Below are 22,037 nucleotides of genomic sequence, written 5' to 3' on the forward strand. Positions count from 1 at the left end.
CCCACCGTTCACCACACGATCGGGAGTGTTCACATGTCCAGATCAACCAGGACGGCCGTGCCCGCGTCCGCGCGCTTCGCACGGCTGCCCTCGCTGACCGGCATGCGGTTCTTCGCCGCGTTCCTGGTTTTCTCCTTCCACTCCACGCTGCCGCCCTACACGCCGTTCAGCGGCGGCAGCGCCGAAGCGGTCACGCACGCCGTCAGCAAGGCGGGCTGGCTGGGCGTCGGGTTCTTCTTCGTGCTCAGCGGGTTCGTACTGACCTGGTCGGCACGGCCGGGCGACCGGCCCCGGCAGTTCTGGCGGCGCCGCCTGGTCAAGATCTACCCCAACCACGTGGTGACCTTCGTCGCCGCGCTGGTGCTGTTCGCCTGGGCCAAGAACACCTGGAAGCAGGAGCTGCCCAACCTGTTCCTGCTGCACACGTGGATACCGGACGCGAAGACGTTCCAGAGCGTCAACCCGCCCAGCTGGTCGCTCTCCGTGGAGATCATCTTCTACCTCTGCTTCCCCTGGCTGCACCGGATGATCCAGCGCATCAGGCCGGAGCGGCTGTGGCTGTGGGTGGGCATCCTCACCGCCGCCGTGTTCGCCGTCCCGGCCATCGCGTACGCCGTCCTGCCCGGCTCCCCCACCATGCCGCTCGGGTTCAAGGCGTCGGTGTGGCAGTACTGGTTCGTCTGGCAGCTGCCGCCGTTCCGGATGCTGGAGTTCGCGGTGGGCATCCTGATGGCCCGCATCGTCATGACCGGCCGCTGGATCAACTTCCCGGTCGTCCCGGCGCTGCTCCTGGTCGCCGTCGCCTACGTGGTCGAGCTGCGGGTGCCGTGGCTGTACGGGATGAGCGCCGTGACGCTGGTCCCGGTCGCGCTGCTGATCGCCGCGATGGCCACGACCGACATCGCGGGCCGGCGCTCGATCCTGCGCAACCGGGTCTGTGTGTGGCTCGGCGAAGTCTCGTTCGCCTTCTACCTTGTCCACGACATCACCGTGCACGTCTTCGTCGACCGCTTCGGCCTCAGCCCGGTGCACAGCGCCCCGGCAGCGGCCGGGCTGCTCGCCGCGGAGGCGGCCATCAGCGTCTTCTTCTCCTGGCTCCTGCACATCGGTGTGGAGCTGCCGCTGATGAACCGCTTCGGGCGCACCCGCCCGCCGCTGCCGCGCAACACCGCGACCGGCACCGGCGGCACCGAGCCCGACAACAAGCCGGTCGAAGCCGCGCGGGCGCACTGATCCGCGCGGCACCCCGGCCGGGGTGGCCGCGCCGTCTCCCCCGCGCGCGGCCACCCCTCACCGCACTCGTGCGCACGCCGGACGATCCCCCTCCAGCACACCAAGGGCAGCCCAGGAGACCCATCATGACCACGCTCCAGTCGACGGCCGAACTGAGTGCCAGCACCCGGATGCTGCTGGCCTGCGACGGCTCCACCACCCTGCTTCTGCAGGCCCTCACCGGCCACGACCTGTCGATCCGGGTCGACGCGCAGGGAGACACCCCGGCGGGCCGGCTCCCGCACGGCATCCGTTCCGTGCTCTCCCTCGTGGACACCGCCGTCGTCCTGGAGCGCCGCTCCTGCCTGGTGACCGCCGAGCAGGAGGTGGTCAGCATCAACCGGGTGGTGTTCGACGCGACCGCCCGCAGCCGGATGGGGGTGCCCGACTCGCTCACCCCCATCGGCCTGCAACTGCGCGACCAGCACGTGCACCAGCACCGTGAGCAGCTGTCCACCGGACTCATGCGCTGGCGCGACAGCCTCACCGAGCAGTGGGTGGACTCCGCGTTCAAGGAGTACGTCATCCACTACGCCGTCGGCGGACGGGCCTACGTGCACGAGCAGTTCAACCCGCACGTCGTCCAGCTCGCCGACGACTAGGCCCGCGTCGTCGCCCGCCTGATCGCCGTTTCGACACAGCGAAGGAACTGTCATGCCCCAGGCTCTTACGGCCGCCGAAGAAGCGGCCCGCACTCCGCATTCCCACGCCGGAGACCAGACCGGCTGGCGCTTCTACCGCGCGGGCCAGCAGCCCTCCTGGGCGGATCCGGCCCGGCGCGACGAGGTCTGCGCCGACCTCTCGGGCCGTCCCGTCCTCACCCGGCTGCCCGACCTGCTCCACCTGCGCGACCACCTCGCCGCCGTCGCGGCCGGCGAGGGCCATGTGCTCCAGGCCGGCGACTGCGCGGAGGACTTCGCGCAGTGCACGCCCGAGCACACCGCCCACCGGGAACGGGCCCTCGCGCGCCTCGCCGGCGCCATCGCCGCCCCGACCGGGCTGCCGGTCGTCCGGATCGGCCGGCTGGCCGGCCAGTTCGCCAAGCCCCGGTCCGCTCCCACGGAGGACGTGGACGGCCGCCCGCTGCCGGCCTTCCGCGGCCACATCGTCAACTCCGAGTCCCCCGACCCGGCGGCCCGCAGGCACGACCCCGACCGCATGCTGCGCGCCTACCGGGCCGCCAAGACGGTGGCCGACGCCCTCGACGGGCGCCGGGGCCACGGCCCGGTGGACGCGGAACGCACCTGGATCAGCCATGAAGCCCTGGTGATGGACTACGAGACGGCCCTGGTGCGGTTCGACGAGTCCGCGGGCGGCTGGTACCTCGGCTCCACCCACCTGCCGTGGATAGGCGAGCGCACCCGGCACAGCGAGGGCGCGCACGTCCGGCTGCTCGCGGACGTCATGAACCCCGTCGCCTGCAAGGTGAGCGGCACGGCGAAGGTCGGGGACCTGCTCGACGTGGTGGAGCGGCTCGACCCCCGGCGCGAGCCCGGCCGCCTGACGCTGATCGCGCGGTTCGGCAAGGACGACGTACGCACCCTGCTGCCGCCCCTCGCGCGGGCCGTGCAGAACGCGGGCCACCCCGTCGTCTGGCTCTGCGACCCGATGCACGGCAACACCTACAAGGCGGCGAACGGGCTCAAGACCCGGCGCCTGGACGACATCCAGGCCGAGATCCGGGGCTTCATCTCCGCGCTGCGCGGGGTGGGGGTGCGCCCCGGCGGCCTGCATCTGGAGACCGCGGCCGAGGACGTCACCGAGTGCGTGGGCGCCGACGTGCCGGACGAGGCGGCCCTCGTGGCGCGCTACACCAGCCTCTGCGACCCCCGGCTCAATCCGGTGCAGGCGGGCCTGGCCGTCGACACCTTCGTGTCGGCCCTGTAGAGGAGACCTCCCATCGACCTCGCCACCGGGCACCCGCCCTTCTGCGTACTCCTTGGCCCCGATTACTCGGGCAAGTCCTCGGCCCTCGACCAACTCGCCCGCACCACACCCCAGTTGTGCTTCCTCTCCGTGGACGACACCCGTCTCGCCCCGGAGCACGCCCTCATCGGCCGACTGCGCAGGAACGTCGTCAAGGACGTGGCGCCGCACCGCGGCGCCTGGTCCCCGGAGTTCCTCGCCACCCTGCTCCAGACCGCCGTCGTCCACCTGCGCGACCAGTTGCTGCGCACCGACGCCGGCACCCCCGTCGTCGTCGACTCCTACTACTACAAGCTGCTGGCGAAGTGCCGGCTCGCCGGGGCCGGCGGGAGCCCCCTGCTCGCCTGGTGGCGCACCTTCCCCCGGCCGGACCGGGTGATCTACCTCGACGTACCGCCCGAGACGACCTGGCAGCGCAGCCGGCAGGGCGCCGACCTCAACCTCCTGGAGCACTACGGGCCGCGGCCGGACCGGGACGGATTCCGGCGCTACCAGACCGACCTGGCTCGGGCCATGCGCGACGAGATCCAGGACCTGCCCGTCACCGTCATCGACGAGACGGGCCCGCTGGAGCCCACCGCGGCGGCGATACGAGAGGTGCTCACCCATGAGTTTGGCTGAAGCCTGGGCCGACCCCGCCCGCCTGCGGCGCTACCGCGAGCGCGTGTTCGCCGAACGGCACGCCCTGCGCGCCGCGTTCGCCGATCCGGCCGGCCACCAGCGGCGGGTGCTGCGCGACCTGCTGGAGTTCAACGCCGGTACGCAGTACGGGAAGCGGCACGGCTTCGGCCGCGTCCGCACCCTCGACGAGTACCGCCGCGCGGTGCCCGTCCAGACGTACGCCGATCTCGAACCGTGGATCGAGCGGGCGGCGGGCGGCGAGCGGAACGTCCTGAGCGCCGACCACCCCGCGGTGTTCTTCACCAGCAGCGGCAGCACCGGCGCCCACAAGAAGATCCCGGTCACCCCCCGCTTCATGCGCACGACCTTCTTCCCCTTCTACTACGCCGCGTGGGCGCCGCTCATCGAGCACTTCCCGGACGTCCTCGACTCCCCCGACGCGGTCCTCAACCTCAAGCACGACCCCGTCGCGGCCCCGCCCACCACCGCCTCCGGAAAGCCCCATGTCGGCGCCAGCCAGGTCGACTTCGGGGCGGCCTTCGGCGAGCCGCTGTCCGCGGAGCCCGGCACCGGCGCCCCCTGGGCGACGCTCGGCGTGCCCGTCGCGGCGGACCGGCACGCGGAGAAGATGTACCTGCGGCTGCGCCTCGCGGTGGAGAGCGACGTGCGCTGCGTCATCGGCATCAACCCGGCGATGGTGGCCGCCGTGCCGTACCAGCTGAACCTGTGGTGGCCCCGCATCGTCAAGGAGGTCCGCGACGGCACCCTCGGCGGGGTGCCGTACCGCGCCCCCAACCCCGCCCGCGCCACCGAACTCGAACGCCTCGCCCACCGCCACGGCACCGTCCGGCCGTCCCACATCTGGCCCCGCATGCGCGCGCTGTTCTGCTGGACCACCGGGATGGCCTCGCTGTACCTCCCGCGGCTGCGCGCCGACTTCGGGCCCGACGTCGCCGCGCTGCCCGCCCCGGTGGCCGCGTCCGAAGGCCCGGTGGGCGTCGCCCTCGACCGGCACCCCGGCGCCGGCAGCCTCGTGGTGAACGCCGCGGTGTACGAGTTCGCCGACGCCGACCAGGACCTCGGCCCCGACACCGCCACCCTGCACCCCCACGAGCTGGAGGCGGACCGCGACTACCACGTGGTGTTCAGCCACGTCGGCGGGCTCTACCGGTACGCGGGCGGCGACGTCGTGCGCGTCGTCGACCACCGGGGCGGCGTCCCCCGGCTCGCCTACACCGGCCGCGCGGCCCGCTCCGACCACGCGGGCGAGCGGCTGCGCGACGGCCACGTCATCAGGGCCCTGCACAGCGCCTCGGACACCACCGGTCTCGAACTGCGCAACGCGGCCTGCCGGGTCACCGCATCCCCGCACCGCCCGGCGGGCTACGTCTTCGCGGTCGCCCCGCGCACCCCCTGGAGCCAGGACGAGTCCGACCGCTTCACCGCCCTCCTCGACGAGGCCCTGGGGCGGGAGTCGGCCGGCTACCGCACGGCACGCGCCCAGGGCCGGCTCACCGCACCGGCGCTCCTCCCCCTGGACCCCGAGGCCTTCCTGCGCGACTGGCAGGCCCAGGTCGAGAGCGGCATCCGGCCCACCCAGGTCAAGGACCGGCTGTTCCGGCAGGACCCGGAGCAGTGGGCCCGGCTGACCGGGCGGGCCCCGGACGCCACGGCCGAGCGGCCCCCGGCCCGGCCGTGACGCACCGCCACGCGCCGGCGCACCCCCCAACCGAAGGAGCGACATGAGCACATCACTGGACGCCGTCGAGCGCACCGCGCTCCTCACCGCCGCCCTGCGCGCCGCCGAGACCCGGCGCGCGGACCGGCTGTACGAGGACCCGTACGCCGCCGGCCTCGCCGGGGACATCGGGCCGGCGCTCCTCGCCGAGGTGCGCCGCGCCACCTTCCCGCCCGGCCGCGAGCGCACCCTGCCGAGCACCCCCGACTACAACGCGATCCGCACCCGGTTCTTCGACGACTTCCTCCAGGAGGCGGCCGGGGACCCGGCCGCCCCGCAGATCGTGCTGGCCCCGGCCGGCATGGACTCCCGCGCCTACCGCCTCGACTGGCCCGAGCGGGTGCGGTGGTTCGAGGTCGACCGGCCGGCCGTCCTCACCCACAAGCACGAGCGGTTCGGGGGCGCCGAGCCGCGCGTGGACCACCGATCGGTCGCCGTCGACCTCACCGCGCCCGACTGGGAGGCCCGCCTGGAGGCCTCGGGGTACGACCCGGCCGTCCCCTCCACCTGGCTGCTCGAAGGGCTGCTCTACTACATCCCCGAACCCGACGCCCACCGCATCCTGGAGCGGGTGGCCGCGATCTCGGCCCCCGGCAGCCGGATCGCCGCCGACATCGTCAACTCCGCCGCCCTGACCCTGCCCCACATGCGGGGCCTGCTCGACGTCTTCGCGGGCTGGGGGTGCCCCTGGCTGTTCGGCACGGACGAGCCGGAGGACCTCTTCGACCGGTACGGATTCGACGTGCGGGCGACCCAGCCCGGCGAGGCGGGCGCCGACTTCGGGCGCTGGCCCGACCCGGTGCCCCCGCGCGACGAGCGCGATGTGCGCCGGGTCTTCTTCGTCCACGGGCGGCGGCGCTGACATGCCGACCGCAGTGATCGCCGGCGGAAGCGTCGCCGGGCTGGCGAGCGCGCTCGCCCTGGCCGGCGCCGGATACCGCGTCCTGGTGCTGGAGCGCGCCCCCGCGCCGCCCACGTGCTCCACCGCGGAAGCCGGCTCCGCGTGGGAGCGCCCGACCGTGCCCCAGGCACTGCAGTCGCACACGCTCACCTCGCTCGGCGTACGCGTGCTGCGGGAGCGGGCGCCCGAGGTGCTGGCCGGCGCACGGGCCGCGGGCGCCCCCGTCCTCGACCTCACCCGGGCGCTGCCCGCCGAGGCCATCGACAGCGCCCCGGAACCCGGCGACGGCGACCTGGTCGCGCTGGGCTGCCGCCGCTCCACCCTGGAGCTGCTGCTGCACCGCACGGCCGCCGGCCTGGCCGGCGTCACCCTCCGGCACGACACCACCGTCGCCGGCCTCGAACTCCACCCCGGGCAGCGGAGCGTGCGGGCCGTCGTCACCAGCACGGGCGAGCGGATCCCCGCCGACATCGTGGTCGACGCGACCGGACGCCGGTCGCTGTCCCGCCGCTGGCTGCACGACGCCGGGGTCCCCCTGGCCGCCGACCGCACCAGCCCCACCGGGCTCGTCGGCCACACGCGGTTCTACCGGCTGACGGGCCGCACCCTGCCGGGACCGCTCAACCGCGGCCACGGTGTCGGCGATGTCTTCGGCCACTACGCGGCCGTGCTGCACCCCGGCGACGACGGCACCTTCGCCGTCGCCCTGGGCTCGCTGCCCGGCGACCGGGCGCTGTGGGGCCTGCGCACCCCCGCCGGGTTCACCGCGGCCGCCCGCGCCACCCCGGGCCTCGCCCCCTGGCTCGAGGACGGCGTCAGCACCCCCCTCTCCCCGGTGCACCTGATCTCCCATCCGCCCAACACCCTGCGCGGGACGGCCGGTCCGGAGCAGTGCCCGGTCCCGGGCCTCTTCCAGGTCGGCGACGCCGCCTGCGTCACCGACCCGCTCTTCGGCCGCGGCATGTCGCTCGCCCTCGACCACGCCTTCAGGCTCGCCGACCTGCTGGCCGGGCGGCCCCGCATCGACGGCGCGCAGCGCCGGGCCGTCGCCCGGATGACCCACGACCTGTTCCGGCCCTGGTACGAGCAGGCCGTGGCCTCCGACCGGCTGCGCATCGCCCGCTGGCGGGCCGCCGTCGACGGCGGCCCCGCCGTGCCCGCGCCGCGCGGCGCGGGACCCACCACCGAGGAGATCGTGCGCGCGGCCCGCGGCGACGGCACGGTGTGGCGGGGGCTCACCCGCATGCTCATGACGCTGTCCACGCCCGCGGAGCTGTTCGCCGACGACAAGTTCCTCGCCCGGGTCGGGCAGGCGGCCTCCGCCGCTCCCCTCGCGTCGTCGCCCCCGCCGCCCGGCCGGGACGAGCTCGTACGCCGTGTCGCCGCGGCAGAAGGGACCAGCGCATGACGACCCTTTCCGTGGCGGGCCCCCGCCCCCGGCCGGACGCGGCCGGCCGGCCCCGGGTGCTCCTGGCGCCCGTCACCATCACGCCGTCCAAGCCGCTCACCCCGAGCCATCTCAAGGGGCTGCTGTGGACGGACGTGATGTACCGCGCGACGCGCCCCCTCGCGGACGTCGTGTACCGCTACAGCCACACCACCTACCACCCCACCGAACAGACCCTGGGCTTCTGGGAGTTCCTCGACCGCAGCCGCGGCGCCGCCGACTACGACGGCCTCAGCGAGGAACGGATCGGCGAGCTGTACGTCGCGTTCCGCGCCGCCGGGCGGGCACCCGCGCGGGCGCTGCTCCCGTACGCGGAGGCGGTCGAGCACGGCTGGGTGCACCCGGTGAGCACCCGCGTCCTGCGGCTGTGGTCCGAGCACTACGCGGCGCTCGGCCTGCACGACCCGGGGCTCCTGCGGCACCAGCCGCCCGGCCTCGGCCTGGACGCCGCCCTCGAACGGCTCGCCCGTCTCGGCATGTGCCTGGACCAGCGCCAGGTGGGCGGACCCGTCTACCTGGACCTCACCCGCTTCGGACTGCCCCTGCGCCGCCTGGTCACCGCCGACGGCCGGCCCAACTACCTGGCCTGCGCGCTGCGCGAACTCATCCCGCTCGCCCCGGACTTCGACGAGGTCGTCCTGCTCTACGACGACGAACTCGACGCGGACTACCGGCAGTTGGAGCGCGTACTGACGGCGCTCGGACCGCAGGTGCGGCGGGTCTCGCTGGGCCGGGTGCCCATCGAGGGCCGGGTCCGCTCCGCGCGGCACGGCGGCTGGCGTGACCTGCACGCCGGGCCGCTCGTCGACGCCGCACGGGCGGACCACCACGAGGACGCCGTACGCCTCGGCATGCGGCTGTACTTCATCGCCGTACTGGGCCAGGGGCGGCAGCAGTCGTTCCGCTCCGACCTGCTGACGCAGTGCGTCAGGCGCGCCGCACGCCTCCTGGACGCGGCCGGCCCGGCGACCGACCCGGCGGCGCTCCGGGACGGGCTGGCGCGGCACCGCAAGGACCATCTGCACGTCAACCCCTACCGGCTCACCTCCCACCTCCTCGGCAAGCGCCACGCCGCTCCCGCCGCCGACCTGCTGAGGACGGTGTTCCTGTGACGACGGCGGCGGACCCCCTGAGCCAGGAGGACCTGCGCGAGCGGGAGGCGGCGCGCATCCGCGCGGCCCGGCCCGACCTCGCCGCCCGGCACGACCTCACCTCGTACGACGGCCTGGCCGCCGCCCGGAACGACATCACCGCCGGGAGCGACGCGGGAAGCCTGGTCGCGGTGGTGCTCCGAAACGTCGAACTGGCCCCGTGGGTGCGCGACACCTGCGTCTTCGCCCTCGGTGTCGGACCGCGCCGGGCGGCGCCGTGGCGCACGTCCTTCACCCGCACCGTCTTCCTCGCGGGCGACCCGGCACGGCTGCGGGACCGCTTCCCCTTCGCGCACATCGCCGACGACGGATCCGCGGCGTGGACCGCGCCGGGGCCCGCCGCCCCGGCCTCCCCGCTGCGCAGGCTCCTGAAGCTCCTCGACGCACCCGCACCGCTGCCGGCCCGGCCGGACACCCTGGTCGGGATACCGCAGGGGGCGCGCCCGCCCGGCCGCCCCCGGGCCCGCCGCGACCTGTACATCGCGACCGCCGACTGCACCATCTCCGAGGCCCTGGTGCACCTCAACCACCTGCTGGTGGAGGCGGTCCTCGACGGCCTCGTCGCCCCCGGCGACCACCTGGTCGTGCGCCAGGTGCCCCGGATCGTCGGGCTGACCGCGCGCCTGGCCGCCGTACGCGTGACCACCGACCCCCACCTCCCCGGACGGCTGCGCGCAGCCGCCGGGCTGACCGAGGAGGCCCTCGTTGGCTGAGCAGACCCCGGCCGCCGCCGGCACACGGACCGTCCGGTTCGGCTACCACGGATCGACCGAGGTGGTCGACCGCATCGTCCGCCTCGCCGGCCGCGGGGAGGGCGGGGACGAGGTGCGGCTGATCGAGTACGACATCGCCGACCCGTTCCGCGGCGTCCGCGCCGGCGAACTCGACGTGATGATCGCGAAGTTCCCCATCCGCGAGCCCGACCTCGTCACCAGCCGGGTCCTCACCGAGGACGCCCGCGCCGTGGTCGTCGCCTCGGGCCATCCGCTGGCCGCCCGCACCTCGGTCTCCATCGAGGAGCTCGCCGACTTCGACGCGTTCGCGCCGCCCGGCAGCTTCCCCGGGTACGTCTGGGACGACGTCGTGCCGCCGTACACGCCCGCCGGGCGGCCCGTCCGCCGGGTGCGCCGGGTCGCCACCGTGCCGGAGATGATGCGGACGGTCGCCGCGGGCGACGCCGTCCACATCTCCCTGACCTCCCTCGCCGACATCGCGCCGCCCGGCATCACGGTCGTCCCGATCCACGACCTGCCGCCCGCGCCGGTCACCCTCGCGTGGCTGCGCGGCGCCGAACTCCACGATCACGTAAGGGAGTTCATCACCACGGCCGAGGCGGAGGCATCCCGGTGAGCGCGCTCCCGCACCCGCCCGCCACCCGGCACCGCACCCCGGTCGTCCTGCTGCACGCGCTGTCCCTGCACGCCTCGATGTGGGAGGCCCAGGAGAGCGCCCTGCGCGCCCGGGGGCACCAGGTCCTCGCCGTCGACCAGCGGGGCTTCGGCCGGGCGCCGCTCGGCACGGTCCCGCCCTCCTTGGACGCGGTCGCCGACGACCTGGCCCGCACGCTCGACGAGCACGGCATGGACCGGGCGGTCCTCGCCGGATCCTCCATGGGCGGCTACGCGGCCATGGCCTTCCTGCGCCGCTTCCCCGGCCGGGTCGCGGGCCTCGCCCTCCTCGCCGCCCGCGCCACCGCCGACGACCCCGAAGCGGCCGCCGGGCGGCTCCGGTTCGCGGAACTCGTCCAGGACCCCGAGCGGCGCGCGGCGCTGGTGGACCGCGTCACGCCGCTGCTGCTCTCCGACACCACCCGCGCCCGCCGCCCCGACCTGGTGGCGCGGGTCCTGGCCGACGCCCACGCCGCCGACCCCGCCGCCCTGGCCTGGGCCCAGCGGGCGGTCGCGGCCCGCCCCGACTCCACCGCCGTCCTGCGGGCCGCCCGCATCCCCGCCCTGGTCGTCGCCGGCGGCCAGGACGCGCTGGTCACCCCGCTCGAATCCCGTCACGTCGCGGACCTCCTGCCGCAGGGACGCCTGATCACCCTCGCGCACGCGGGACACCTGCAGCCGCTCGAAGCCCCCGACGAGGTCACGCGCGCCCTGTGCGGACTCCTCGACGAGGTCGACGTCACGGCGGCCCTCCAGAGCGGAGCCCGAGCATGCTGACCCGGGACCACCAGGGCTGGGGCCACACCTCGTCGACGGGCCTCGGCTTCACCCACCACGCCATCGTCGACGCGCACTTCCGCGCCTGCGAGGCGCCCTACCTGGCCCTCCTCGACCAGGCGGGCTTCCGGCCGGGGCAGCACGTCCTCGACGCGGGCTGCGGCACCGGCGACTTCCTGCCGCACCTCGCCGCGCTCGTCGGCGCCGAAGGCCGGGTCACCGCCGTCGACCTGGCCGAGGAGAACGCCGCGCTCGCCGCGGACCGCGCGGCGTCCTGGCAGCTGCCCTGCCCCACCGACGTCCGCACGGCGAACCTCCTGAACCTGCCCCACCCGGACGACACCTTCGACGCCGCCTGGTGCGCCAACACCGTGCAGTACCTCGACGACGACGAACTGGCCCGCGCGCTCGCGGAGTTGGCGCGGGTGGTCCGACCCGGCGGCACCATCGCCGTCAAGGACCTCGACGCCCATCTGATCACCGCGCGGCCCGGGGACCCCTACCTCTTCGCCGACTTCTTCCGCGCCGCGGCCGCCGAACCCGGCTACGCCCGGCAGCTCCTGCGCACCCGCGAGCTCTACCGGCACCTCCGGCGCGCCGGGCTCACCGGCGTACACCAGCGGACCGTCCTGATCGAGCACCACGCCCCGCTGGCCCCCGCCGCCCAGGAGTTCTACAAGGCCGCGTGCGCGCGGCTCGCCGCGCAGGCCCTGGCGCTCGGACTCGGCGGCGCGTGGCGGCGGTTCGCCGGCCCCGCCGATCCCGCCCACCCGCTGGACGACCCCGACGGATACATCAGCGAGGGCAACGTGCTCGCCGTCGGCACGGTGCCCGGCGCCCGCCCCTGACCACGGAACCCGCCGCTCGGACCACGACGAGGAGCCCGCCCCCATGACAGCGACCACCGCCCCCGCCACCCCCACCGTCCCCTGCCCGCAGGCACCCGGGCGGGTCCCCGTCCTGGGCCACGTGCCGGCGCTGCTGCGCAGGCCGCTGACGTTCTTCGAGTCCATCAGGACCCACGACCCGCTGGTACGCGTCGAGTTCGGGAGGTTCGGCCTGTACCTGGCGAGCGACCCGGCGCTGGTCCACCGCATCCAGGTCGACTCCGACGCCTTCGAACGCGGCCGTTTCTTCGACGTCCTGGCCGGGCACTTCGGCAATCCGCCGATCGCCACCGACGGAGCGGACCACCGCCACCAGCGGCGGACCATCCAGCCGGCCTTCAGCCGGACCAGCGTGCGCGACTACACCCGCACCATCGTCGACGAGGCCGAACGGCGCTTCGGCGCCTGGCGGCCCGGGGTGCCCGTGGCGGCCGACGAGGAGGTGTCGGACTTCGTCGCCGCGGTGGTGCTGCGCTGCCTGTTCAGCGTGGATCTGGACCGGGCCCTCGTACGCGACATCCGGCACACCCTCAGCCTCATCTCGGGCAAGCTGTTCGCGGGAACCGTCTTCCCCGAGGCCCTGACGTCGCTGCCCACCCCCGCCAACCGGCGCTTCGAGGCCGCCATGGGGCGCTTTCACGCCGTCATCGACGCCCTGATCCAGGACCGTCGCACCACGCCCGGCGTCACGCCGGACGTCCTCGACATCCTGCTGAAGGCGACCCACCCCGACACCGGCCGTCCCTTCACCGACCACGAGATCCGCGGCGAGTTCCTCATCCTGGTCTTCGCCGCCCTAGAAACCACCAGCACCTCGCTGACCTGGGCGGTCTTCGAGACCGCCATCCGGCCCGCGGTGCAGCGGCGGCTGTACGAGGAGTCCCGGCGGGTCCTGGGCGGACAGCCGCTCGGCTACGACAGCGTCAAGGAGTTCACCTACACCCGCAAGGTCGTGGACGAGACGCTGCGGCTGCACGCGCCGATGCTGTCCACGCGGCGCGCCCGGCACGACGTCGTCCTCGCCGGCACCCTCGTCCCGGCCGGCTCGGAGGTCGGCTACAGCCCCCGCGCCATGCACCGCGACCCGGCCACCTACTCGGACCCGCACCGCTTCGACCCGGACCGCCCCGAAGCCACCCCCGGCCAGGCCCCGCCGCCCGGCGCCTACGCCCCCTGGGGCCTCGGAGTGCACCGCTGCATCGGGGAGCACCTCGCCGCGACCACGATGACCGCCGCCCTCGCCACCCTCGCCACCCGCTGGGAGCTGCGCATCGCGCCGGGCGCCCGCATCCGCATGGCGAACAGCTCCCTGCCGCACCTGCGCGGCCTGCCCCTGGTGGTGACGCCGCGCGGCTGACGCCGCGCCCCGCACCACCGCAACGACCCTCGCGACGAAGGGAGCCCGCCGTGGCTTCAGCACCACCGCACCACCCGTCCTCCGCCACCGACGACATGACGGTCACCGGGCTGCTGCGCCGCAACGCCCGTGACTTCGCCGACCGCCCCGCGCTCACCAGCGGCACCGGGCCGTCCGCCACCACCTGGACCTGGTCGCGGCTGCGCGCCGAGACCGCCGCGCTCGCCCACGGCCTGGCCGGTCTCGGCCTGGCCCGCGGCGAGCGCGTGCTGATCGCGATGTCCAAGCGGCCCGAGCACTGGGCCGCCGACCTGGCCGCCGTTCACCTCGGCGCGCTGGCCTGCACGCCGTACGACACGCTGAGCACCGAGCAGCTGAGGTTCGTGGCCCGGCACAGCGCGGCCACGGTCGTCGTCCTGGAGGACGCGGACCACCTGCGGCGCTGGGAGCCGGTGCTGGCGGAGATGGACGGGCTGCGCGCGGTGGTGGTCGTGGACGCGGACGCCGTACCGGCGGACGACCACCGCTGCGTCGCCTACGCCGAGCTGGTCCGCGAACAGCCCGACGAGGCCGCCTTCGACGAACTGACCGACGCGCCGACACCCGAGACGCCCCTCACCATCGTCTACACCTCGGGCACCACCGGCGACCCCAAGGGTGTGGTGCTCTCGCACCGCAACGTCATCCACGAGTCGACGATGCAGGAGCGTCTCGTCGCCGTGCCCGCGCACCCGCGCACCGTCGCCTATCTGCCGCTGGCGCACATCGCCGAGCGGGTGCTCGGCATCTACATGCCGATCTGCAACGCCGGCCACGTCACCATCTGCGACGACCCGGCACAGCTGCTGCCGGCGCTGCGGGCGGTGCGCCCGCACGCGTTCTTCGGCGTACCGCGCGTGTGGGAGAAGCTGGTGGCGGCGGTGCGCGCACAGCTCGTGGAGCTGCCGCCCGAGCGGGCCGAAGCCGTCGAGCAGGCCCGCGGAGTCGCCGTCGAGGTGTTCCGGCTGCGCTCGGCCGGGAAGGCCGTACCCACCGAACTGGCCGCCCAGTACGTCGCGTTGGACGGAGCGGTGCTCCATCCGCTGCGGGCCGCGATCGGACTCGACGACTGCCACCGGCCGCTCAGCGGCGCCGCGCCGATCCCCACCGCCGTCCTGGAGTTCCTGGCCGGCCTCGGGCTGTGCGTGTACGAGGTGTGGGGGCTCAGCGAGACCACGGGCGCCGCGACCGTCAGCACACCCGAGCACTTCGCGCTCGGCGCGGTCGGCCGGCCGGGGCCCGGCATCGAGGTCAGGACCGGCGCCGACGGCGAGCTGTTCGTCCGCGGCCCCGTGGTGTGCGCCGGCTATCTGCGCGCCGACGGCGGCCTCGACTGCGCCACCGACGCCGACGGCTGGCTGCCCACGGGCGATGTCGGCGTCGTGGACGCGCGCGGCCTGGTCACCGTCACCGACCGGAAGAAGGAGCTGATCATCACGGCCGGCGGCAAGAACATCGCCCCGACCAGGCTCGAATCCCTGCTGCGCGCCCACCCGTTGATCGGCCAGGCCGTCGCGATCGGCGACCGCCGCCGCTACGTCACCGCGCTGCTCGTCCTGGACGAGGACGCGGTGCCCACATGGGCGCGGGCCAACGGCGTCGACACGGCGGGCACCGAGGAGGCGGCCCGCCATCCGGCCGTCCTGGCCGCCGTGGCGCAGGCCGTCGCCGACGCCAACACCGATCTCGCCCGGGTCGAGCAGATCAAGAAGTACCGCCTGCTGCCCGGCCCGTGGACGCCCGAGTCCGGCGAGCTGACCCCGAAGCTCAGCCTGCGCCGCACGGCGATCGCCGAACTGCACGCCGCCGCCATCGAGTCGATGTACGCGGACGACTGACCGCGCCCTCCCCGACCACAACCAGCAACCACCCTCCGCCAGTACCCGACCAACCAGTACCTGACCAATGAAAAGAGCTACTCCTGTGTCCGACGGCGTCCGTCCTCACAACAGGGCCGCCTTGCTCACCTTGACCTGCATAGGCCAGTTCATGGTGCTCCTCAACAACACCATCACCAGCGCCGCGCTGCCCGACATGCAACAGCGTCTCGACACGACGCTGACCGGGCTGCAGTGGATCGTGGACGCCTATGTGCTCGCCGTGGCGATGCTCCTGCTCGCGGGCGGTGTCTTCGCGGACCGCTTCGGCGGCAAGCGCATCTTCCTGGGCGGCATGGCCCTGTTCACGCTCGCCTCGCTCCTGTGCAGCCTGTCCGCCGGCGTCGGCTGGCTCCTGGCCGCACGCGTCCTCCAGGGCATCGGCGCGGCGGCGCTCAGCCCGGCCAGCCTCGCGCTGCTCGCCTCCGCCTACCCGGTGCCCCGGGACCGGGTCAAGGCGATCGGCCAGTGGGCCACGTTCAGCGGCATCGGCCTCGCGGTCGGTCCCGCGGCCGGCGGCCTCCTGGTCGAGGCCTTCGACTGGCGTGCCATCTTCCTCGTCAACATCCCCATCGGCGTGGTGACGCTGATCGTGGGCGCGCGCGTCCTGCGGGACCACCGCAACCCCGACGCGCCCCCGCTCGACCTGCCCGGCCAGGTCCTCGCGCTCCTCGTGGTCGGCACGCTGACCTTCGGGCTCACCGAGGGGGGCGAACTCGGCTGGACGGCGCCGCTGATCCTGTCCTGCTTCGCCGCGACGATCGTCCTGCTCGCGCTGTTCATCGCGGTGGAGGCCCGTTCGGCCACGCCGATGCTGCCGCTGCGTCTGTTCAAGCACCGTCTGTTCACCGTCTCCAACGCGGCCATGACCGTCGTCGGCTTCGGCCTGATGGGGTCGGGCTTCTTCTTCACCCAGTTCTTCGCCACCGTCCAGGGCCATTCGGTGCTGCGCTCCGCGCTGGAGACGCTGCCCTGCACGCTCGCGATGGTGGTGTGCAGTCCGTACGCCGCGCGGATCGCCGCCCGGTTCGGCTTCCGCAGCGTGGTCACCGCGGGCCTGGTCCTCGCCGGAGCCGGCCTGGTGACGATGGCGTCCGTGCACGCCACCACGGCGTACGCGGACGTGTGGTGGCGGCTCGCGGTCACCGGCGCGGGCTTCGGCCTCACCATGTCCCCGCTGACCGGCGCGGCCATCTCCTCGGTCGGTCCCCGCGAGGGCGGCCTCGCCTCGGGGATCAGCAGCACCACCCGGCAGATCGGGGCGGTGTTCGGGGTGGCGGTGCTCGGGGCCATCGTGCGCACCCGCCAGGAGCACGGCGCTTCCTTCGACAGCGGCCTCAACTCCGCGTTCCTCACCGCCGGCGTCATCACACTGATCAGCGCCGTCTTCACCGCACTGTGGCTGGTACGGCGCAAGACCCTGGTGGTCGACCTGCCGCCGGCCACCCGGACCGCCGCCCCCGAGCCCACGGCGTCCCGGTCCTGACCGACGACCCCGGACACGCGCAGGAAAGCGGCCGGCCCCGCACGGGGGCCGGCCGCCCCGGGGCCCCACCCTCGTAGAGCGAGAAGGTAGCCATGTCCCTCCCGACAGCTCGGCCCGCGCGGGGCCTCACCGTCGCCCTGGCCGTCCGCCAGGACATCCACCGTTACGGACTCGAAGGGATGCTGCACTCCCTGGAGGAGATCGCGAGCATCTTCAGCCACCCGGCCATCGCCGACGCCGTGGAGGCCGCCCCGGGGACATTGCCGGACCTGCTGCTCACCTCCACCGCCGAACTGGACGAGACCACCGACCCGTCGGTGGCCCGCTACCTGCGCGACCACGGGGTGCGCCTGGTGGTCCTCATCGGGCCCGACGAGCGGATGACATCGGCCTGGGCCTCGCAGGTGCACGGCTTCGTGGACCGGTCGGCGCTCCACCTCAGCCTGCTGCGGGACGCGGTCGTCGACGTGTCCGCCGGCCGCTTCCATGTGTCGGCGAGCCTGGCCCGGCGCCTGCTCGTGCCCGCCGACCCGGGGCCCGCGGTCGCCCTGACGGCGCGTGAGGTGCAGGTCCTGGAACTGGTGGCGGGCGGCCTCAGCAACAAGCAGGCCGCCCGCTCCCTGGGCATTTCCGAGAACGGCGTCAAGCGCCTGATGGGCAACATCCTCGCCAAGCTCAACAGCCCCAACCGCACCCTCGCCGTGGTCAGAGCGCTGGAGATCGGACTCCTGGCGAAGCCGGCAGCAGTCGGGCCAGCTCACGTTTGAGGACCTTGCCGCTGGGGCCCAGCGGCAGCCGCTCGACGAACTCCACCCGGCGCGGGCGCTTGTAGCCGGTCAGCTCGCGCCGCGCCAACTCGGCCATCTCGTCGACGAGTTCGGTGTCGGTGACGGCGCCCGCCCTGCGCACCACGACCGCGCAGACCTCCTCGCCGCGGGCCGCGTCCGGAACACCCACCACGGCGATCTGCTCGACGGCCGGATGGCGCAGCAGCACGTCCTCCACCTCACGCGGATAGACGTTGTAGCCGCCCTGGATGATCACGTCCTTCTTGCGGTCCACGAGCGTGAGGCAGCCGTCGGGCGCCAGGTGTCCGAGGTCTCCGGAGCGGAACCAGCCGTCCACGAGCACCTCGGCGGTGGCCTCGGGAAGACCGAGGTATCCCGCCATCACGTTGTGGCCCCGGACGACGACCTCGCCCACCTCGCCCACGGGCAGCAGCTCCACGCTGCCCTCCACGTCGGCGCGGGCGATGGCCACCTCCACCCCTTCGACCGGCACTCCCACGGTGCCGGGCCGCGGCGCCGTCCCCGGCTGGTTGTACGCGACGCACGGGGAGGTCTCCGTCAGGCCGTACCCCTCGTACACCTCGCAGCCGAAGGCGCGGCGCACCTGCGCGAGGACCGGGACCGCGAGCGCCGATCCCCCGCTGTAGGCGCGCCGCAGCCGGTGCGCGGGCGCGCCCGCGGCCACCGCTTCGAGCAGTGCGTGGTACATGGTCGGCACGCCCATGAAGACGGTGCAGCCGTGCCGGTCCATCGCCCGCAGCGCCTGCTCGGCGGCGAACCGGGGCGCGAGGACCAGCGTCGCGCCGGCCAGGAAGCAGGTGCCCATGACGCAGACCTGTCCGAAGGTGTGCGACAGCGGCAGGCACCCGTAGAGCACGTCGTCGTCCTGGATCGCGAACGGGGAGACGGCGGTCACCTCGATGTTGGTGACGATGTTGCCGTGGGTCAGCATGGCGCCCTTGGGGCGGCCCGTGGTGCCCGAGGTGTAGAGGATCGCTGCCAGGTCGTCCGGGGCGACCGGGACGTACCGCGCGACGGGCTCGCCGGCGTGCGGGGCGTCGAGACCGGTCCCGCCGGGGTGATCACCCGCGACGGTGAACAGCTCGACTCCGGCCGCGGCGGCCGCGGCGGCGCCCTGCTCCAGGGCCGAGCCCTCGCAGATCAGGGCGCGCGCGCCGCTGTCCCCGAGCACGAACTCCACTTCGGCGGCGCGGGAGTGCGCGTTCATCGGCACCACGACCGCGCCCAGGGCGAGCACCCCGTAGTAGACGGCGGGGAAGCAGGGCGAGTTGGGCACGAGGAGGGCCACCCGGTCGCCGGGCCCGACGCCGTGGCGGCGCAGCACTCCGGCGTAGTGGCGCGCCCGCTCCCACAGCCGCCCGTACGTGATGACGGAGTCGTCCCACACCAGGGCCGCACGGTCCGGCCGCCGTGCCGCCGTATCGGCGAGCACGGCGGCCAGAGGGCGGGTCACACAAGCTCCTTCACCGCGCCGGCCCGCCCGGCCGCACGGTCGGACGCCGTGACGATGTCCAGCTCCCGCCAGATGCCCGCGAGGGCTTCGGCGAACTTCTGCACGTCGGCCTCCGTGTGCGTCGCCGACGGGGCGATGCGCAGGAGCTCCTCGCCCGCGCGGACGCTCGGCGCGTTGATGGCCTGGACGTAGATCTTGTGCCGGTCCAGGAGGAGCGCCGATGCCTGCTTGCACAGGGCGTCGTCGCCGACGAGCGCCGAGACGATGTGCGAGTCCGACGACAGGTACGGCACGTCGGCCTCGTCGAGCAGCCGGTGCAGCAGCTGGGCGTTCCTGGCCAGGCTCTGCCGCTCGGTGTCGGAGGCCCGCAGGTGGCGCACGGCGGCCAGGGCGCCGGCCGCGGTGGCGGGCGGCAGCGAGGTGGTGAAGACGAACGCCCGCGAGAGGGTGCGCACGGCGTCGATCAGGTCCTGCGGTCCGGCGATGTAGCCGCCGGCGGTGCCGAGGCCCTTGGCGAGGGTGCCCATGATGACGTCGAACCGGTCGGCGATCCCCTCGCGGGGCGCGATGCCCGCGCCCTCGGGGCCGTACATGCCGATGGCGTGCACCTCGTCGAGGAAGGTGGTCGCGCCGTACTGGTGGGCGAGTTCGGCGATCTCGGCGAGCGGCGCCACGTCTCCGGACATGGAGTACACCGACTCCAGGACGATCAGCTTGGGCACCTCCGGGTCGGCCTGGGCGAGGAGTTCGGCCAGGTGCGCGACGTCGTTGTGGCGGAAGATGCGCTTCTGGGCGCCGCTGCGCCGCAGACCGTCGATGATCGAGGCGTGGTTCAGCTCGTCGGAGAAGACCACCGTGCCCGGGGGGTTGCCCGCGATCACCGCGAGCGCGCCGTCGTTGGCGGTGTAGCCGGACGTGAAGAGCAGCGCGGCGTCCTTGCCGTGCCAGTCCGCGAGTTCGCGCTCCAGCTCCACGTGGCGGTGGTTGGTGCCGCCGATGTTGCGGGAGCCGCCGGACCCGGCGCCGAACCGGGCGACGGCGTCATGGACGGCGGCCAGGACGGCGGGGTGCTGCCCCATGCCGAGGTAGTCGTTGCTGCACCAGACGCTGACCTCGGTGTCCTCGTCGGGGGTGCGGGCGATCGCGCTGGGGAAGTTGCCGGCCCGGCGGCCGATCTCCAGGAACGTGCGGGTGCGGCGCTGCTCGTCGGTGAGCTGGTCGGTGAAGTAGTCGAGGTGCCTGGGCATGGTGGTTCCTCTCGTTCGGCTTCATCAGGGGAAGTGGCGCACGTACAAGGGGTGTTGGGGGCGGGGGGCGGCCGGGTGTCTCAGGCGGTGGCGGCGCTGTGCTCGCGCAGCCGCGCCTTGTCGGGCTTGCCCCCGAGGTTCATGGGGAGTTCGTCGAGCACCAGGACCCGCTCGGGGGCCTGGGCCGGGGAGAGCGAGGCGCTGATGTGCTTGCGTACCGCGTCGGGTTCGACGAGGGTGCCGGGGCGGCAGGTCAGGGCGGCGTGGAGGTGCTCGACGCCGTCGGTGTCGCGTACGCCGTAGACCGCCGCGAGCGCGACGCCGGGCAGGGTCAGCAGCTCGCGCTCGACCACGGCGGGGTAGACCTTGACCCCGTCGACCTTGACGACGTCGGAGACCCGGTCGAGCAGGTGGAGGCAGCCGCGTGCGTCGCGGTAGCCGATGTCGCCGGTGCGGTACCAGCCGTCGCGCAGCGCGTCGGCGTCGAGGGACGCGTCGAGGTAGCCGTCCATGAGCTGCGGGGAGCGCATCCGGATCTCCCCGACCTGCCCGTCGGACAGCGGCGCCCCGGAGTCCGGGTCGCGCACCTCCACCTCGACTTCGGGGAAGACCCGGCCGACCGTCGCGGCCAGACCCGGGTCGGCGTGCCCCGCCGGGTCGAGGAAGGTGATGCGGCCGCTCTCCGTGGTGCCGTACAGCTGGAGCAGGACCGGGCCGAACACCTTCAGCGCGGCGCTGATCCGGCTGGGCGCCGCCGAGGTGCCGCTGTAGCTGAGGACCCGCAGCCCGCCGAGCCCCGCCGCCGCGGCGTCCCGGTGTCCCAGGTCGTCGAGGTGGTCGAGCAGCCGGTACAGCTGGGTGGTGGCCATGAAGGTGCGGGTGACGCCGTGCTCGACGACGGCGCGCACCACCTGGTCCGCGTCGAACTCCGGCAGCAGCACGACGCTGCCGCCCACCGCCAGCGCGCCGTCGACCAGGAGCCCCGCGCTGTGGCTCAGCGGGGTGCTGAACAGGGCGGTGATCTCGGCGGCCTCCGGGGGCGTCTCGACCGCGATCCGTACGGTGCCTTCCCAGGCCCGTACGGACTTGCGGATCCCCTTGGGGCGGCCGGTGCTGCCGCTGGTGAACATGATGACGGCGAGGTCGTCGGGCGCGCCGTGCTCCGGGGCGACGTGCCCGGGGTCGTCGGTGGGCTCGGTCCTGGCGGCCCCGTCCTGCCCGGGGCCGATGAGGAACGCCCCGCAGCCTTCGGCCAGTTCGGCGGCGCGCGCCGCGCTGGTCCGGTCGGCGTAGAGGACGCTCGCGCCGGTGGCCCGCAGGATGCCGAGCTGGTCGGTGAGCGGCAGCATGGCCGTGCTGGTGCCGGGGTTGGTGGAGCGCAGGAAACAGACGGCGGCGCCGGCGAGATGGGCGGCGTGCCGGACGGTGATCATGTCCGGGCTGTTGGGCGCGGTGAGTACGGCGACGACGGTGCCGCGCCCGGCTCCGGCGGCGCGCAGCGTCCGGTAGGTGCCGGTGACGGCGCGCAGGTAGGCGCCCGCCGTCAGCTCCGTACCCGGGTAGCGGAGGACCACCTTGCCGGGGTGCTCCGCCAGCGCCTCCAGCACGCCGGGCACATAGCCGCCCGCGTCCGACCACCAGGCCCCGCCCGCAGTCACCAT

At 74.2% G+C, this 22,037-nt stretch carries 19 protein-coding genes; 16 read left to right on the plus strand and 3 right to left on the minus strand.

The genetic code is table 11. The features are described from left to right. The first annotated feature begins 33 nt into the window (after window positions 1–33). From OOJ98_RS32740 to OOJ98_RS32815, 16 genes are all read left to right on the plus strand, one after another. The gene (locus OOJ98_RS32740; RefSeq protein WP_267058765.1) at window positions 34–1,233 is read left to right on the plus strand and encodes an acyltransferase; all 1,200 of its coding nucleotides are present in this window, start codon (window positions 34–36) and stop codon (window positions 1,231–1,233) included. 125 nt (window positions 1,234–1,358) lie between these two features. Next, window positions 1,359–1,874 carry a hypothetical protein gene (locus OOJ98_RS32745; RefSeq protein ID WP_267058766.1) on the plus strand — a complete coding sequence of 172 codons (516 nt, stop codon included), beginning with the start codon at window positions 1,359–1,361 and terminating at the stop codon, window positions 1,872–1,874. A 52-nt stretch (window positions 1,875–1,926) separates the two neighbouring features. Next, on the plus strand, window positions 1,927–3,159 hold the full coding sequence (locus OOJ98_RS32750; protein ID WP_267058767.1) for a 3-deoxy-7-phosphoheptulonate synthase: 1,233 nt from the start codon (window positions 1,927–1,929) through the stop codon (window positions 3,157–3,159). A gap of 12 nt (window positions 3,160–3,171) precedes the next feature. Further along, window positions 3,172–3,819 (plus strand): hypothetical protein, encoded by a 648-nt coding sequence (locus tag OOJ98_RS32755; protein WP_267059082.1) that lies wholly within the window; start codon window positions 3,172–3,174, stop codon window positions 3,817–3,819. Beyond that, a complete protein-coding gene (locus OOJ98_RS32760) occupies window positions 3,806–5,518 on the plus strand; it encodes a GH3 auxin-responsive promoter family protein (protein ID WP_267058768.1) in 1,713 nt (570 codons plus the stop codon). Before OOJ98_RS32755 ends, OOJ98_RS32760 begins: the two co-directional genes overlap by 14 nt. A gap of 43 nt (window positions 5,519–5,561) precedes the next feature. After that, on the plus strand, window positions 5,562–6,419 hold the full coding sequence (locus tag OOJ98_RS32765) for an SAM-dependent methyltransferase (protein ID WP_267058769.1): 858 nt from the start codon (window positions 5,562–5,564) through the stop codon (window positions 6,417–6,419). Between the two features lies 1 nt (window position 6,420). Beyond that, a complete protein-coding gene (locus OOJ98_RS32770; protein WP_267058770.1) occupies window positions 6,421–7,866 on the plus strand; it encodes an NAD(P)/FAD-dependent oxidoreductase in 1,446 nt (481 codons plus the stop codon). Continuing rightward, a complete protein-coding gene (locus tag OOJ98_RS32775) occupies window positions 7,863–9,017 on the plus strand; it encodes a hypothetical protein (protein WP_267058771.1) in 1,155 nt (384 codons plus the stop codon). Before OOJ98_RS32770 ends, OOJ98_RS32775 begins: the two co-directional genes overlap by 4 nt. Beyond that, complete coding sequence (locus OOJ98_RS32780; RefSeq protein ID WP_267058772.1) at window positions 9,014–9,769, plus strand: DUF6182 family protein; 756 nt, start codon at window positions 9,014–9,016, stop codon at window positions 9,767–9,769. The genes OOJ98_RS32775 and OOJ98_RS32780 overlap by 4 nt, the downstream gene beginning before the upstream one ends. Then, complete coding sequence (locus tag OOJ98_RS32785; protein WP_267058773.1) at window positions 9,762–10,406, plus strand: LysR substrate-binding domain-containing protein; 645 nt, start codon at window positions 9,762–9,764, stop codon at window positions 10,404–10,406. The genes OOJ98_RS32780 and OOJ98_RS32785 overlap by 8 nt, the downstream gene beginning before the upstream one ends. Then, a complete protein-coding gene (locus OOJ98_RS32790; protein WP_267058774.1) occupies window positions 10,403–11,221 on the plus strand; it encodes an alpha/beta fold hydrolase in 819 nt (272 codons plus the stop codon). The genes OOJ98_RS32785 and OOJ98_RS32790 overlap by 4 nt, the downstream gene beginning before the upstream one ends. Beyond that, window positions 11,215–12,069 carry a class I SAM-dependent methyltransferase gene (locus OOJ98_RS32795; protein WP_267058775.1) on the plus strand — a complete coding sequence of 285 codons (855 nt, stop codon included), beginning with the start codon at window positions 11,215–11,217 and terminating at the stop codon, window positions 12,067–12,069. Before OOJ98_RS32790 ends, OOJ98_RS32795 begins: the two co-directional genes overlap by 7 nt. Before the next feature lie 43 nt (window positions 12,070–12,112). Then, entirely contained in the window at window positions 12,113–13,465 is a 1,353-nt protein-coding gene (locus OOJ98_RS32800; RefSeq protein WP_267058776.1) for a cytochrome P450, read from the plus strand. Between the two features lie 50 nt (window positions 13,466–13,515). Next, window positions 13,516–15,342, plus strand: coding sequence for a long-chain fatty acid--CoA ligase (locus OOJ98_RS32805; RefSeq protein ID WP_267058777.1), 1,827 nt, complete (start codon window positions 13,516–13,518; stop codon window positions 15,340–15,342). Between the two features lie 67 nt (window positions 15,343–15,409). Then, complete coding sequence (locus OOJ98_RS32810) at window positions 15,410–16,867, plus strand: MFS transporter (protein WP_267058778.1); 1,458 nt, start codon at window positions 15,410–15,412, stop codon at window positions 16,865–16,867. A gap of 92 nt (window positions 16,868–16,959) precedes the next feature. Next, a complete protein-coding gene (locus tag OOJ98_RS32815) occupies window positions 16,960–17,634 on the plus strand; it encodes a response regulator transcription factor (protein WP_267058779.1) in 675 nt (224 codons plus the stop codon). Here the strand turns inward: OOJ98_RS32815 and OOJ98_RS32820 are convergent. The 3 genes from OOJ98_RS32820 to OOJ98_RS32830 form a co-directional block, all read right to left on the minus strand. Beyond that, window positions 17,573–19,129, minus strand: a complete 1,557-nt coding sequence (locus OOJ98_RS32820; protein ID WP_267058780.1) for an AMP-binding protein — start codon at window positions 19,127–19,129, stop codon at window positions 17,573–17,575. The genes OOJ98_RS32815 and OOJ98_RS32820 overlap by 62 nt on opposite strands. Next, entirely contained in the window at window positions 19,126–20,376 is a 1,251-nt protein-coding gene (gene hemA, locus OOJ98_RS32825) for a 5-aminolevulinate synthase (RefSeq protein ID WP_267058781.1), read from the minus strand. Before hemA ends, OOJ98_RS32820 begins: the two co-directional genes overlap by 4 nt. An 80-nt stretch (window positions 20,377–20,456) precedes the next feature. Beyond that, a complete protein-coding gene (locus OOJ98_RS32830) occupies window positions 20,457–22,037 on the minus strand; it encodes a class I adenylate-forming enzyme family protein (protein WP_267058782.1) in 1,581 nt (526 codons plus the stop codon).

This window comes from Streptomyces sp. NBC_00083 (assembly GCF_026343295.1).
GTDB lineage: Bacteria > Actinomycetota > Actinomycetes > Streptomycetales > Streptomycetaceae > Streptomyces.

Excerpts from the sequence above, each read along its gene's own strand:
- OOJ98_RS32740 (WP_267058765.1), top strand. The coding sequence starts at position 34 with ATGTCCAGATCAACCAGGACGGCCGTGCCCGCGTCCGCGCGCTTCGCA.
- OOJ98_RS32745 (WP_267058766.1), top strand. The coding sequence starts at position 1,359 with ATGACCACGCTCCAGTCGACGGCCGAACTGAGTGCCAGCACCCGGATG.
- OOJ98_RS32750 (WP_267058767.1), top strand. The coding sequence starts at position 1,927 with ATGCCCCAGGCTCTTACGGCCGCCGAAGAAGCGGCCCGCACTCCGCAT.
- OOJ98_RS32760 (WP_267058768.1), top strand. The coding sequence starts at position 3,806 with ATGAGTTTGGCTGAAGCCTGGGCCGACCCCGCCCGCCTGCGGCGCTAC.
- OOJ98_RS32765 (WP_267058769.1), top strand. The coding sequence starts at position 5,562 with ATGAGCACATCACTGGACGCCGTCGAGCGCACCGCGCTCCTCACCGCC.
- OOJ98_RS32770 (WP_267058770.1), top strand. The coding sequence starts at position 6,421 with ATGCCGACCGCAGTGATCGCCGGCGGAAGCGTCGCCGGGCTGGCGAGC.
- OOJ98_RS32775 (WP_267058771.1), top strand. The coding sequence starts at position 7,863 with ATGACGACCCTTTCCGTGGCGGGCCCCCGCCCCCGGCCGGACGCGGCC.
- OOJ98_RS32795 (WP_267058775.1), top strand. The coding sequence starts at position 11,215 with ATGCTGACCCGGGACCACCAGGGCTGGGGCCACACCTCGTCGACGGGC.
- OOJ98_RS32800 (WP_267058776.1), top strand. The coding sequence starts at position 12,113 with ATGACAGCGACCACCGCCCCCGCCACCCCCACCGTCCCCTGCCCGCAG.
- OOJ98_RS32810 (WP_267058778.1), top strand. The coding sequence starts at position 15,410 with ATGAAAAGAGCTACTCCTGTGTCCGACGGCGTCCGTCCTCACAACAGG.
- OOJ98_RS32815 (WP_267058779.1), top strand. The coding sequence starts at position 16,960 with ATGTCCCTCCCGACAGCTCGGCCCGCGCGGGGCCTCACCGTCGCCCTG.
- hemA (WP_267058781.1), bottom strand. The coding sequence starts at position 20,376 with ATGCCCAGGCACCTCGACTACTTCACCGACCAGCTCACCGACGAGCAG.
- OOJ98_RS32830 (WP_267058782.1), bottom strand. The coding sequence starts at position 22,037 with ATGGTGACTGCGGGCGGGGCCTGGTGGTCGGACGCGGGCGGCTATGTG.